This is a genomic window from Yersinia fenwicki (assembly GCF_043099325.1).
Lineage (GTDB): Bacteria > Pseudomonadota > Gammaproteobacteria > Enterobacterales > Enterobacteriaceae > Yersinia.
This window is the reverse complement of record NZ_CP170755.1, coordinates 1-13112: the sequence shown is the minus strand read 5'-3', so window position 1 is coordinate 13112 and position 13112 is coordinate 1. Positions and strand designations below refer to the sequence as shown.

Here is a 13112-nt window from a genome sequence, read left to right as displayed (position 1 = left end):
AGGGGAATCTCTCCGGTGAAAAAACAAACACGGAAATTTATACCCAAATTAATTGGCGTTGCAGCAAGGCTGCAAGTGAACGAATCCCGATGAGCTTACTTCGATTAAGTGATTCGGGTGAGAAAACGCCGCTAACAAAGCTGCGGCGTCAAGTAAGAAGGGTATTCGTTACCGGCACCTCAGGCAGAGGTACCGGTCATCATAATTACTGCTGTTCTGATTGCTCGGTTGCAACCGGATTATCTAATACCTGATGCTCTTGAGGAGCGGCACTGCCAATGCTAATACGCTGTGGTTGCAGTGCTTCTGGTACCTGGCGCAACAGATCAATATGCAGCAGACCATTTTCAAATTGAGCATTATCAACATTCAGATGCTCTGCCAAAGTAAAGGTCAATGAGAACTCTTTACGCACCAAGCCTTGATGCAGATATTCAACCTGTTTTTCAGCCGGTGTTGGCTTACCGCGCACAGTCAAACGCGGGCCTTCTACTTCAATATCCAGTTCGCTCTGTTTAAAACCGGCCAATGCCAGTGAGATGCGATAGTGGTTATCATCAGTTTTCTCAATATTATATGGAGGGAAGCCCTGAGAATCCTGGCCGCCCTGCATTGAACTGGCTAATTTATCAAAACCAATCCACTGACGAAGTAAAGGTGACAAATCATAATTACGCATATATATAACTCCTTCTTTGAAGCGAGATAATAGAAAGCCGATCAGTCCCCGATTACGGCAGACTTGGCTCAGTTATGAATAATGTGAATTAGTCACATTATTGAAAAACTATTTAATAAACCTATTATTTAATTTCAATACGACGTGGTTTTAAACTTTCTGGTACTAAACGCTCCAGATCGATATACAACAAACCATTGACTAAATTGGCACCTTTAATTTTAATGTGCTCAGCCAATTGGAATTTACGTTCGAAGTTTCGCTCAGCGATACCTTGATATAAATAAGTTCGTTGTGCTGGCTCACTGGCATGAGAACCACGAATAATCAATAGGTTATCCTGAGTAACGATGTCCAACTCCTGTTCTGCAAAGCCTGCTACCGCGATCGCAATGCGATAGTTATTTTCATCGACCAATTCGACGTTATAAGGAGGATAACCGCCATTACTTTGATTCTGGCCGGATTCTAATAGATTAAATAACCGGTCGAAACCGATAGCTGAACGATACAGTGGTGCAAGCTCGGAATTACGCATAAAAACTGCCTCCTAAATATATTAGCAAGGATATTGTCATATTTTGTATTAAGCCTTCCACTCTGGACAGGCTCTTGGTCTGAATACCCTGTCGGCGTATTCCCTCTGACCTAATAATAAAATGAGGTCGACAATCTTCTTTTCAAGAGCAAAATTAAAAAAAATTTTCACAAGAAAATTCTTAGTACGAAGTTTATTAATTTCATTATTCGATAAATGCGCTGTTATAACTTACACTTAGGTAAATTTACATCACAATACTGAATCTTTCACCATAGGAACTGTCTGTAAGGTGGTGTAAAAATCATGCCAAAACTTGGCATTAATAGTGGGTTGAACCTTGTAACCTGTAACTCCCCGGTATGATGAGAGCTGAAAAAACAATGAAAAATACAGTTATCCCTTTTGTTACCGGCTGTTCGCTGCTTTTGTCCGGCGGCTGTTCCAGTATTATGACGCACACCAGTAGCAGTCAAGGTTATTACTCCGGTACTGAAGCCAATGTGGCGATGCTCAAAGATGATAATACCGGTTGGGCGCTGCGGCCCTTGCTCGCGGTGGATTTGCCGTTCTCAGCGGTGATGGACACTTTATTATTGCCGTATGATTACTTGCGTTCCGACAGTGAAGATAAAATGGCCAACTCCCCACGTGAGCGCATCCGTCAGTTCGAAGCGCAGAATCAGTCAGTAGCCCACCCCGCAGATACGCCAGTCCAATGAGTTAGTCTATATTGACGGTAAAGATTTGTGCTAAGCCGTCGATTTCCCGCATAAAGGCAACTTTAGTGCCATCGGGCGAAAACACCACCGCATCCGCCATGGGTGCAACAGCACTCCGCGCAGTCAAGCGCCGTAATTGACCGGTTGTACTATCACATTGCATCACACTGTTATCACACACAAATGCCAGGCTGCGTCCTTGCGGTTGCCAACTGAATGCCGACTGAATCCCCCCCTCCGTGAATGTCAGTTGCCGTGGTTCACCACCATTGGGTGATACCAACCACAGCTGCACCACACCCTCATCATCTTTCATTAAACAAGCAATGGTACTGCCGTCTGGTGAGGTTCGCAGCCAATGCCGAGGGCTAGTCGCCAGTCCTGGGAAACGCCGCTCAGCCGTAAAAGTTAACCGCCGTTGTCTGGCGCCTACGGGCGGGGCTGGCATGGTGGTTTGAGTTCCCTCAAGTGGCGCTTCACCCGCACGAGCATAATCCCGGTCATGCTCGGGTAAATCAGCAATAAAGATTTCCGGAATTTTTTCGCCCTGCGCCGAAAGCGTGTCGCCAATAAATGCCAATGCCCAACGCTGGCGAGTACCGTCCGCTTTCAGATAACCCTGCGAACCTATCCAACCCTCTTCATAAGCGCGGTTTATTTGGTCACTACCCGCCAAGGGCGTAGGGGTAGTTCGAGTCACTAACACACAGAAATGGCTGCCATCATATTCACGCGGATGTTGTTTAGGCGGATTGACACCGTGCAAAGGCAAGGCTACGCCTACGTTGCGGCAATCCAGAGCGGGGTCTTGTTCGTGAAGCACATGGTCGTTGTAGGTAAAACTCAGGCGACTGCCGTCAGGGCTGAAAACATGCACATGGCTGCCTCCGCGCAACGCGCCGGGGGTAAAGGGTGGTGTGATATCCATGGCATCCAATGTGACCGCTAATTCTCTGTCCGGCTCAGTGACAATCACCCCTCGCCGGTGATGAAAATCATAATGCCAGTGACTATCGGGGTGTTCCGGGCCATGAATAAACACATAGCGTGCTGGATTATCAGGGCTCACGGTCACCACGCCAACATGGGCACCATGTTGAGCACGATAAATAACTTCAATCTCACCAGTGATGCAATTAACCCGCTCAATCGTTAAACCACTAAACGTACTGCCATTAGGCCGCACATCATATGCCAGCCATTGGCTATCCGGCGTCCAAACATTGATGTTGGTGAGCTGATGACCTCTGGGATCAAAGGTGAGTTGCTGTTCCTGCAAGGCCATACGCGCTCCTTCCGTGATTATGCTAACGATAATTTATTTTACTGAATTATATCACTCCCACTTCCTATTACTGTAAACCCAGTCAGCAAAAAACCATGGTGTTTTAGAAAAAAAGTCTAATATGGATTTTTTATTCCAAGTGAAATTTCCCTATGCTCAGCCAATACCAGCCTATTGCCGACGCGATAGCCACACTTTTTTCTCCTTATGCGGAAATCGCTCTCCACGACTTAGCCAGCCAAAAACTGGTTTATATCGCGAATAACTATTCACAACGCGAATTAGGGGAAGACTCCAATCTCAGCGATCTGCAATTTGATCAGCATTCGCAAGTGATTGGCCCTTACCAAAAGCGCAACTGGGATGGCCGTCAACTGCGGTCTATCAGCACTGTGCTGCGGGATGGCAATGGGCAAGCTGTCGGGCTGCTGTGTATCAATCTGGACATTACTGTCTTTGAAAGCGCGAAAGCAGCACTGGATATGTTCCTGTCAGGCCATCAATTGCAGCCGCAACCTGATGTGTTGTTCCAAGATGACTGGCAGGAGCGAATCAATACCTACACGCACCACTGGCTGCAACAGCAGCAACTCACTCTGGGAGCATTGAACAATATTAACCGTCACCAGTTAATTGAGGCGCTTTATCAGCAGGGGGCATTTAACGGCAAAAATGCAGCCGGTTATGTTGCAAAAATCCTGAACATTGGTCGTGCGACTGTTTACAACCATTTGAAAAATATAAAAACTACTAAAATTTAAAGGAACCGATATGAACACCTTATTCGATGCTATCAAAGAGGCCCACCAAGCATTACGCCCACAAGTGAGAGTAACACCGCTGGAATATAGCCCATTACTGTCCCAACACAGTGGTTGCGAAATCTATCTCAAATGTGAGCATTTACAACACACCGGTTCTTTTAAATTTCGCGGAGCCAGTAACAAACTGCGTTTATTAGCTGAGGAGCAACGCCAACGCGGCGTTATCACAGCATCTACCGGCAATCACGGGCAAGCCATGGCGCTGGCAGGGAAGTTCGCGGGAGTGGAAGCCACCATTTATGCACCAGAACAAGCAGCGTCCATCAAATTAGAAGCCATTCGTGCGCTGGGTGGAGAAGTTGAGCTGGTTCAAGGGGATGCATTAAGTGCAGAACTGGCAGCGGGTAGTGCCGCGCAGCAACAGGGTAAAATCTATATCTCCCCTTATAACGATAGGCAGATTATTGCCGGACAAGGGACTTGTGGTATGGAGATGGTTGAACAACAGCCGGATCTGGATGCTGTATTTGTGGCAGTTGGTGGCGGTGGATTGATTTCCGGTATTGCTACTGTGCTGAAAAAACTCTCGGATAAAACTCAGATTATTGGGTGTTGGCCTGCCAACGCCACCAGTATGTATACCAGCCTGGAAAACGGCAAAATTCAAGAGGTAGCGGAGCAAGAGACTTTGTCTGATGGCACCGCTGGGGGCGTAGAACCAGGAGCAATAACCTTTGCGCTTTGCCAGCAATTAATCGACCAGAAAGTGCTGGTGAGTGAACAGGAAATCAAAGATGCCATGCGTTTGATTGCCCATACTGACCGCTGGATGATTGAAGGTGCCGCCGGTGTAGCCTTAGCGGCAGCACTAAAGCAGGCATCACTTTGGCAAGGTAAAAAAGTGGCCGTAGTGCTGTGCGGAAAGAATATTGTACTGAAAAAATATCTGGGAGCAGTCAGCGAATGATTATCCTGAATAAGCAGCAGATTCTCGACAAGTTCGATGCTGATGCCATCACATTACTACTTAAAGCAGGGTTTATCGCGTTTAGCCAAAAACAAGTACAAATGCCACCAGTACAGCATTTGCTGTTTGAACAAGCTGAGGGCGATTGTTGTATTAAAAGTGGCTATTTGCAGGGCGATAGTCAATTTGTAGTGAAAGTCTCAAGCGGTTTTTATCATAACCCGACTCAAGGGCTGGCCAGTAATCAGGGGCTAATGATGGCATTTTCTGCCCAGACCGGTGAGCCTCAGGCCCTATTGCTCGATGAGGGCTGGTTAACTGCGCTACGTACAGCATTGGCTGGTCGCATTGTGGCCGAGCTGTGTGCGCCACAGCATATCCACGCGATCGGTATGGTCGGCACCGGAATGCAAGCACGGTTGCACCTGATGTACCTGAAAAGTGTGATTTCGTGTCGTCAGCTATGGGTTTGGGGCCGCAGTGAAACCGCATTAGAAGAATACCGCCAATACGCCCAGACGGAAGGTTTTGAAGTCAATACCACCTTGGATGCTGCGGAGTTAGGCCGTCACTGCCAGTTTATTGTCACCACCACCCCTAGCAGCGAGGCTATTTTGCACTCTGCTGATATCCAGCCCGGTACACACATTACCGCCGTCGGCGCGGATGGTGCAGGTAAGCGCGAACTGGCCCCTGAGTTAGTAGCAAAAGCCGATAAAATCCTGGTTGATTCATTGGCACAATGTACTGAATTTGGTGAGATTTCATCTGCATTTCAACAACAACTATTGACGCATCATACCTTAATCGAGATTGGCACGGCTTTAACGGGAAATAGCGTTTTCCGAGATAATGAGCAGCAAATTACCTTAGCAGACTTAACCGGGTTAGGGATTCAAGACGTGCAAATAGTGAAAGGAATTCTGGGGCGATAAGAGAGAGTAGGCTTTTAGATTCTCTCTGTTGACTCTAAAAGCACATTTGAGCTGCCGAGGGCACCCACGAAGTGGGCAAGCGATACGTGCGAAAGCGCAGGGGTTCCAAGGGATTACGCACTTGTAACCCCTTTGGCGGTTGAGGCATCGGAAATAAGCTGAGCGCCGATCTCATATCAACCGAGCCAAGCACCTAATTTGTAATAGAGCAGACCCAATCAAAACTCAAAGTACATATTTCTCAATAGCCATCGCTACACCGTCTTCACTATTGGTACCCGTCACAAACTGCGCTATCTCTTTCAGTTCGGGGATGGCATTGCCCATCGCAACACCGACACCGGCGTAATTAACCATCGCGATATCATTACCCTGATCGCCCAGCGCCATAATGTTTTCCTGTGCGATACCTAAATGGTCAGCCAGCATTTTCACTCCAGTCCCCTTATCAACCCGTTTACTCAAAATTTCCAGGTAAAAAGGAGCGCTTTTCATGATATTAAAGCGCTCAAAGGCTTCCGCTGGCATCATCGCTAAGGCGTGATCCAGTTTTTCTGGCTCATCAATCATCATCACTTTAGGGAAGCGCAAGGTGTGATCCATCTCTTCTACCGCACGGTATTTCAATGGAATACCGGTCAGCAGCACTTCATGCAGGGTATATTTGCTGATGTCTTTGTTAGCGGTATATAAAGTATCAAAATCAAAAGCCTGGAAACTGACCCCCATTTCTCGCGACAAAGCTTCGAAATAAAGATAATCCTCGAAACTGAGGGTTTCTTGCAAAATACACTCACCCGTAGCCGCTTTTTGTACTAATGCGCCGTTATTACTGATGCAATAGTCACCACTGTTTTCCATATTCAGTTCGCGTAAATAACGCTGGACCCCGATATAAGGCCGTCCAGTGGCTAATACCACACTGACCCCTTTCGCCCGGGCAGCATCAATAGCCTGTTTTACACGTGGGGTGATTTCATGCTGTGTATTCAGCAATGTGCCATCCATATCAATAGCAATTAATTCAATAGCCATAGGTCCTCACATTTATATAGCGAATGGCTCATGCTAGCGCGATTCAGCGCTCAAATGCTAGTAAGTCCGTGTACTGCACAAATGCCATCAGCCGTCATCAGCCAAAAAAAAGCCCAGTAGCAGTCTCCCGCTCTGGGCTTTCCTATCTGATCAATAAGTCATCTGATCAATTAGATATCGATATTTGCTGCTCGCAACGCATTCTCTTCGATAAAGGCACGACGAGGTTCAACCGCATCGCCCATCAGAGTGGTAAACAACTGGTCTGCCGCAATGGCATCTTTCACCATCACCCGCAACATACGGCGGCTGGTTGGATCCATAGTGGTTTCCCACAGTTGCTCTGGGTTCATTTCACCCAGACCTTTATAGCGCTGGATTGCCAGGCCACGACGCGACTCTTTAACCAACCAGTCAAGTGCATCTTCGAAACTTGAAACCGGCACACGGCGCTCGCCACGTTCAACAAAAGCACCTTCTTCGATTAAGCCGCGTAACTTGTCGCCCAACAGACAGATCTTGCGATATTCACCACCGTGGATGAAATCGAAGTCCAGATCATAATCGGTATCAACCCCGTGGGTACGAATACGTAATACCGGCTCAAACAGTTGACGCTCACGGTTTTCATGCACCACGGAACTGTAGCTGCTGCCATGCTGTTCTTTCTCATTTAGCATGACTACCAACGAATCAATCCATTGCGTTACCGCCTCTTTATCGCTCAAATCCTCTTCGTTCAAGGTTGGTTGATAAATCAGGTTATTCAGTAAAGCACGCGGATAACGACGTTCCATACGAGCAATAGTTTTCTGGACGCTATAGTGCTCGGCAACCAGTTTCTCCAGATGTTCACCCACCAGAGGTGGTGCATCGGCATTGATATGCAGAGCCGCGCCATCCAGTGCCAGAGTCATCTGATACTGCTCCATCGCGTCATCATCTTTGATGTATTGCTCTTGTTTACCTTTTTTCACTTTATACAGTGGCGGCTGAGCGATAAACACATGACCACGCTCAATAATTTCCGGCATCTGGCGGTAGAAGAAAGTCAACAATAACGTACGGATGTGAGAACCATCCACGTCGGCATCGGTCATGATAATGATATTGTGATAACGCAATTTGTCCGGGTTATATTCATCCCGTCCAATACCACAACCCAACGCAGTGATCAGTGTTGCCACTTCCTGCGAAGAAAGCATTTTGTCAAAACGCGCTTTCTCGACGTTCAGAATTTTACCTTTCAGCGGTAAAATGGCCTGGTTTTTACGGTTACGGCCTTGTTTCGCAGAGCCGCCCGCTGAGTCCCCTTCCACTAAGTAGAGTTCGGACAGTGCTGGGTCACGTTCCTGGCAGTCAGCCAGTTTGCCTGGTAAGCCAGCCAAATCCAGCGCACCTTTACGACGCGTCATTTCACGAGCTTTACGCGCAGCTTCACGAGCACGGGCCGCGTCAATAATTTTGCCAACCACGATTTTGGCGTCGGTTGGGTTTTCCAGCAAATACTCAACCAGCTTCTCGTTCATCAGCGTTTCGACCGCAGTTTTTACCTCAGAAGAAACCAGTTTATCTTTGGTTTGCGAGGAGAATTTAGGGTCTGGCACTTTCACGGAAACCACAGCAATCAAGCCTTCACGGGCATCATCACCGGTCGCACTGATTTTCGCTTTTTTACTGTAACCTTCTTTATCCATGTAGCTGTTCAGGGTACGAGTCATCGCCGTACGGAACCCGACTAAGTGAGTCCCCCCATCGCGCTGTGGAATGTTGTTGGTGAAACAGTAAATATTTTCCTGGAAACCATCGTTCCACTGCAATGCCACTTCTACACCGATATCATCTTTCATGGTGGAGAAATAGAACACTTTCGGGTGGATCGGATTTTTGTTTTTGTTCAGATACTCAACAAACGCTTTGATACCGCCTTCGTAATGGAAGTGGTCTTCTTTGTCATTACGTTTGTCTTTCAGCTTGATTGAAACCCCAGAGTTCAGGAACGACAGCTCACGCAGACGTTTGGCCAGGATTTCATATTGGAATTCGGTATTATTGGTGAACGTCTGGAAACTCGGCCAGAAACGCACGGTTGTCCCAGTTTGATCGGTTTCGCCCACCACTTTCAATGGTGCTTGCGGCACACCCATCTTGTAAGTCTGCTCGTGAACTTTACCTTCACGGCGAATCACCAGCTCCAGTTTTTCAGACAGGGCGTTAACAACGGATACACCTACGCCGTGCAAACCACCGGAAACTTTGTACGAGTTATCGTCAAACTTACCGCCAGCATGCAACACGGTCATGATGACCTCAGCTGCCGATACCCCTTCCTCGTCATGCATACCGGTTGGGATACCACGACCATCATCCTGTACAGAAACAGAGTTATCCGAATGGATGGTGACGATAATCTCTTTACAGTGGCCAGCGAGGGCTTCGTCGATAGCGTTGTCCACAACCTCGAATACCATGTGGTGCAGACCGGTACCGTCATCAGTATCACCGATATACATGCCCGGACGCTTACGAACCGCATCCAGCCCTTTTAATACCTTGATACTTGAGGAGTCATAAGTATTCGACATCAACGTTTCTCGCTCATTTTTAATCCTGTGGTTGAACCTCTATTTTGCCATGTTCCACGCGGAACATCTTGCCCTTTTCACCTACCATGTCAGCCACTTGTTCAGCACTTACTGCGCTGACAAAGACCTGTGCCTGGGTAGCTTTTAAACGCTCGGCCAATAAACGACGACGGCCGGTGTCTAATTCGGAAGCAAAATCGTCAAGCAGATACAGGCAACGCCGCCCGCTCTGTCGGGTGAGAAACTCACCCTGCGCTAACCGCAGTGCGCACATCAGCAATTTTAGCTGACCACGCGATAGCAAATCTTCTACCGGCGTACCATCGGCCCGAATGCGGAAATCCGCTTTATGTGGCCCGACGGCGGTATAAGTTAGCGCTCTGTCACGCTCAAACTGGCGTTCCAGCAACTCACCATAGTCACTCTCTTTATCCCAACCGCGCTGGAAAGAGAAACTCAGGGCGAACTCTGGCAGGAACAGGGCGCATGTGGCTGAAATATCTGCCGCAATTGCGTCACTGTATGCCGCCCGCCACTCACTAATGCGCTCAGCCAGCGGGATAATTTCCTGATCCCAGGCCCGGATTTGCGTATAGCGACTCACCTGGCGCAGCGCGGCGTTGCGCTGCTTAAGTAATCTTTTCAGATTGCTCCAGGCCATAAAAAAACCGGGTTCATTATGAAAGCAACCCCAGTCTAAAAAGGCACGCCGAAATTTTGGCCCGCCATTCAATAAGGTAAACCCTTCAGGGGTGATCAACTGCATCGGCAACAGTTGTGCCAATTCAGCCACTTTATGACCATCAGTGCCATCAATGCGCACTTTGGTATCACCTTGTCGGCTTTTACTCAGCCCTACGGATGATTCACGCTCATTCGCATCAACCCGACCATGCAACACAAACTCGGCACATTCGTGACGAATCACGCGGCCTGCCTGCAAACTACGAAAAGCGCGGCCATGACCCAAGGTATAAATCGCCTCCAACACACTGGTTTTACCGCTGCCGTTGGGGCCAACTAAAAAATTAAACCCCGACGCCAGTGCCAAGTCTGCCGATTCGATATTGCGAAAATCTTTAATTAATAAACGCGTCAGAGCCATGCTTTACAAACGCATTGGCATGACAACATAAGCCGCAGCCTGGCTGGCACCATCTTCAATCTGCACACTGGAGACCGAGTCGGTAAGTAATAGGCTTACATCTTCGCACTTGAGCGCATTCAGCACATCAAGCACATAGCTGACGTTGAAACCGATCTCCATTTCCGCCCCATCGTAGCTGACATCGAGGATCTCTTCCGCTTCTTCCTGTTCAGGGTTGTTAGCGGTGATCTTTAGCTGATTTTGGCTCACATAGAGCCGAACGCCGCGAAACTTCTCGTTGGACAAAATAGCAGCACGAGCAAAAGCTTGTTTCAGTAAATCACAGCTTGCTTTCAGTGTCTTATCCGGATTTTTTGGCAATACGCGACGATAGTCTGGGAAGCGCCCATCAACCAGCTTAGAGGTAAAAATAAAATCCCCCACATGCGCACGGATATTATTGCTACCAATTTGCAGGCGCAACGGCGTATCACCACCATCCAGTAATCTGACCAACTCCATCACGCCTTTACGCGGCACGATCACCGAATGTGACGGTAATGTCTGGCCAATTGGCATAGCGCAAACAGCCAAACGGTGACCATCAGTTGCGACAGTGCGCAGCTCTTCGCCTTCAGTCTCAAACAGCATACCGTTCAAGTAATAGCGCACATCCTGATGAGCCATCGAGAACTGAGTAGACTCAATCAGACGCTTCAATGTGGCTTGCGGTAAGGTGAATTCGACTTCACTTTGCCAATCATCCAAATTTGGGAAGTCTGCCGCTGGCAAGGTAGATAGCGAGAAACGACTGCGGCCAGAACGCACCAACAGGCGGTCACCATCTAGTGCGACGGTAATTTCTGCGCCTTCCGGCAAACCACGCCAGATATCAAAAAACTTCCTGGCAGGTACAGTGGTCGCGCCCTGCTCATGGGGGTGAGACAGCGCTACGCGCGCAACCATCTCCATTTCCAGATCGGTACCGGTCAGCAACAACGAGCCTTCCGTGACTTGTAGCAACAAGTTACCCAATATTGGCAACGTAGGACGTCCACCCAGCGGGCTACTGACCTGTTGCAGCGGTTTTAGCAGATGCTCACGTTCAATGATAAATTTCATAGCGCTAGGAGGATAATGTTCTGATTAAGTTAGAGAAATCTTCTTTGATGTCGTGACTCTCTTCACGCAATTGTTCAATTTTGCGGCAAGCATGCAACACCGTGGTATGGTCGCGTCCACCAAACGCATCGCCGATTTCAGGCAGGCTGTGGTTGGTTAGCTCTTTCGCCAATGCCATCGCCATTTGGCGTGGCCGGGCTACCGAACGGGAACGCCGTTTGGAGAGCAGGTCTGCGACCTTAATTTTATAATATTCTGCGACAGTCTTTTGAATATTATCGATAGTAACCAGCTTTTCCTGCAATGCCAGTAAGTCACGTAGAGCTTCGCGAACAAAATCAATGGTGATGGCCCGCCCGGTAAAATTGGCATTGGCGATCACACGATTCAATGCCCCTTCCAGCTCACGAACATTGGAGCGCAGACGCTTGGCAATAAAGAACGCGACCTCACCCGGCAAGCGGATATCATTTTCATCCGCTTTCTTCATCAAAATCGCAACGCGGGTTTCCAGTTCAGGCGGCTCAATCGCCACCGTCAGGCCCCAGCCAAACCGCGATTTCAAACGATCTTCAACCCCATTGATCTCTTTTGGATAGCGATCTGAGGTCAGAATGATTTGCTGATTACCTTCCAGCAAAGCATTAAAGGTGTGGAAAAACTCTTCCTGGGAACGCTCTTTATTGGCAAAGAACTGAATATCATCGATTAATAATGCATCAACTGAGCGATAATAGCGTTTAAACTCTTCTATCGCGTTGTTCTGCAAGGCTTTAACCATATCTTGCACAAAACGCTCAGAATGCATGTAAACCACTTTGGCATTGGCTTTACGGGCCATGATGCCATTTCCCACAGCATGTAACAGGTGAGTTTTACCTAAACCTGTACCGCCATAAAGGAATAACGGGTTATACGCACCACCCGGATTATCTGCAACCTGACGTGCAGCAGCACGAGCCAATTGGTTCGATTTACCTTCAACGAAGTTATCAAATGTGTGCTTAGGGTTCACATTCGAACGGTAAGACAGTTCAGGTTGAGCAGGCGAGCTATCCCAGCTCGGGCGCACAGGTGCACTGCGGGTAACCGGAGCAACAGGCGCACTAACGCTGGCTGTAACTGGATGACTGTGAGCTCTTACCGCAGGTTTACTCCCCACTTCAAAACGCAGTAAGGGAACCTCGCTGCCACAGAAATCATTAAGTAACCCATTGATATTGTTTAAGTACTTATCACGGACCCAGTCCAGTACAAAACGATTAGGTGCGTAAAGCGCCAGAGTATTGTCACTCAGTTCCGCCTGTAAGGGGCGTATCCACATACTAAATTCTGTGGCAGGTAACTCATCCTGCAATCGGGCAAGACACTGCTGCCAAAGCGAAAGTGACAC

12 protein-coding genes are annotated in these 13112 nt (G+C 48.2%); 4 read left to right on the top strand and 8 right to left on the bottom strand.

Annotated elements, in window-relative coordinates; all coding sequences use genetic code 11:
* Positions 1 to 205 precede the first annotated feature (205 nt).
* Positions 206 to 679: a small heat shock chaperone IbpB gene (gene ibpB, locus ACF3VQ_RS00060; RefSeq protein WP_005161076.1), complete on the bottom strand. Its 474-nt coding sequence runs from the start codon at positions 677 to 679 to the stop codon at positions 206 to 208.
* A gap of 124 nt (positions 680 to 803) precedes the next feature.
* Positions 804 to 1217 (bottom strand): small heat shock chaperone IbpA, encoded by a 414-nt coding sequence (gene ibpA, locus ACF3VQ_RS00055; RefSeq protein WP_392432910.1) that lies wholly within the window; start codon positions 1215 to 1217, stop codon positions 804 to 806.
* 383 nt (positions 1218 to 1600) lie between these two features.
* Between ibpA and ACF3VQ_RS00050 the strand changes: the two genes are divergently transcribed.
* Entirely contained in the window at positions 1601 to 1939 is a 339-nt protein-coding gene (locus ACF3VQ_RS00050) for a YceK/YidQ family lipoprotein (RefSeq protein ID WP_392432909.1), read from the top strand.
* A 1-nt stretch (position 1940) separates the two neighbouring features.
* On the opposite strand, the gene ACF3VQ_RS00045 is transcribed toward ACF3VQ_RS00050, so the two are convergent.
* A complete protein-coding gene (locus ACF3VQ_RS00045) occupies positions 1941 to 3224 on the bottom strand; it encodes a DUF3748 domain-containing protein (protein ID WP_392432908.1) in 1284 nt (427 codons plus the stop codon).
* 152 nt (positions 3225 to 3376) lie between these two features.
* On the opposite strand from ACF3VQ_RS00045, the gene ACF3VQ_RS00040 reads away from it, so the two are divergent.
* The 3 genes from ACF3VQ_RS00040 to ACF3VQ_RS00030 are packed head-to-tail and all read left to right on the top strand — an operon-like array spanning position 3377 to position 5890.
* Positions 3377 to 3985, top strand: coding sequence for a transcriptional regulator (locus tag ACF3VQ_RS00040; protein ID WP_392432906.1), 609 nt, complete (start codon positions 3377 to 3379; stop codon positions 3983 to 3985).
* Positions 3986 to 3995: 10 nt separating this feature from the next.
* Positions 3996 to 4955, top strand: a complete 960-nt coding sequence (locus ACF3VQ_RS00035; protein WP_392432905.1) for a threonine/serine dehydratase — start codon at positions 3996 to 3998, stop codon at positions 4953 to 4955.
* Entirely contained in the window at positions 4952 to 5890 is a 939-nt protein-coding gene (locus ACF3VQ_RS00030) for an ornithine cyclodeaminase family protein (protein WP_392432904.1), read from the top strand. Before ACF3VQ_RS00035 ends, ACF3VQ_RS00030 begins: the two co-directional genes overlap by 4 nt.
* A 225-nt stretch (positions 5891 to 6115) precedes the next feature.
* Here ACF3VQ_RS00030 and yidA read toward each other — a convergent pair whose 3' ends face one another.
* The 5 genes from yidA to dnaA form a co-directional block, all read right to left on the bottom strand.
* The gene (gene yidA, locus ACF3VQ_RS00025; protein ID WP_392432903.1) at positions 6116 to 6925 is read right to left on the bottom strand and encodes a sugar-phosphatase; all 810 of its coding nucleotides are present in this window, start codon (positions 6923 to 6925) and stop codon (positions 6116 to 6118) included.
* Positions 6926 to 7095: 170 nt separating this feature from the next.
* Positions 7096 to 9510, bottom strand: a complete 2415-nt coding sequence (gene gyrB / locus ACF3VQ_RS00020; protein WP_392432902.1) for a DNA topoisomerase (ATP-hydrolyzing) subunit B — start codon at positions 9508 to 9510, stop codon at positions 7096 to 7098.
* A gap of 19 nt (positions 9511 to 9529) precedes the next feature.
* On the bottom strand, positions 9530 to 10615 hold the full coding sequence (gene recF, locus ACF3VQ_RS00015; RefSeq protein ID WP_013650659.1) for a DNA replication/repair protein RecF: 1086 nt from the start codon (positions 10613 to 10615) through the stop codon (positions 9530 to 9532).
* A 3-nt stretch (positions 10616 to 10618) separates the two neighbouring features.
* Positions 10619 to 11719, bottom strand: a complete 1101-nt coding sequence (gene dnaN, locus ACF3VQ_RS00010) for a DNA polymerase III subunit beta (RefSeq protein WP_005161099.1) — start codon at positions 11717 to 11719, stop codon at positions 10619 to 10621.
* Positions 11720 to 11723: 4 nt separating this feature from the next.
* Complete coding sequence (dnaA, locus tag ACF3VQ_RS00005; protein ID WP_005161100.1) at positions 11724 to 13112, bottom strand: chromosomal replication initiator protein DnaA; 1389 nt, start codon at positions 13110 to 13112, stop codon at positions 11724 to 11726.

Excerpts from the sequence above, each read along its gene's own strand:
- yidA (WP_392432903.1), bottom strand. The coding sequence starts at position 6,925 with ATGGCTATTGAATTAATTGCTATTGATATGGATGGCACATTGCTGAAT.
- ACF3VQ_RS00050 (WP_392432909.1), top strand. The coding sequence starts at position 1,601 with ATGAAAAATACAGTTATCCCTTTTGTTACCGGCTGTTCGCTGCTTTTG.
- ibpB (WP_005161076.1), bottom strand. The coding sequence starts at position 679 with ATGCGTAATTATGATTTGTCACCTTTACTTCGTCAGTGGATTGGTTTT.
- ACF3VQ_RS00030 (WP_392432904.1), top strand. The coding sequence starts at position 4,952 with ATGATTATCCTGAATAAGCAGCAGATTCTCGACAAGTTCGATGCTGAT.
- ibpA (WP_392432910.1), bottom strand. The coding sequence starts at position 1,217 with ATGCGTAATTCCGAGCTTGCACCACTGTATCGTTCAGCTATCGGTTTC.
- ACF3VQ_RS00035 (WP_392432905.1), top strand. The coding sequence starts at position 3,996 with ATGAACACCTTATTCGATGCTATCAAAGAGGCCCACCAAGCATTACGC.
- dnaN (WP_005161099.1), bottom strand. The coding sequence starts at position 11,719 with ATGAAATTTATCATTGAACGTGAGCATCTGCTAAAACCGCTGCAACAG.
- ACF3VQ_RS00045 (WP_392432908.1), bottom strand. The coding sequence starts at position 3,224 with ATGGCCTTGCAGGAACAGCAACTCACCTTTGATCCCAGAGGTCATCAG.
- ACF3VQ_RS00040 (WP_392432906.1), top strand. The coding sequence starts at position 3,377 with ATGCTCAGCCAATACCAGCCTATTGCCGACGCGATAGCCACACTTTTT.
- gyrB (WP_392432902.1), bottom strand. The coding sequence starts at position 9,510 with ATGTCGAATACTTATGACTCCTCAAGTATCAAGGTATTAAAAGGGCTG.
- recF (WP_013650659.1), bottom strand. The coding sequence starts at position 10,615 with ATGGCTCTGACGCGTTTATTAATTAAAGATTTTCGCAATATCGAATCG.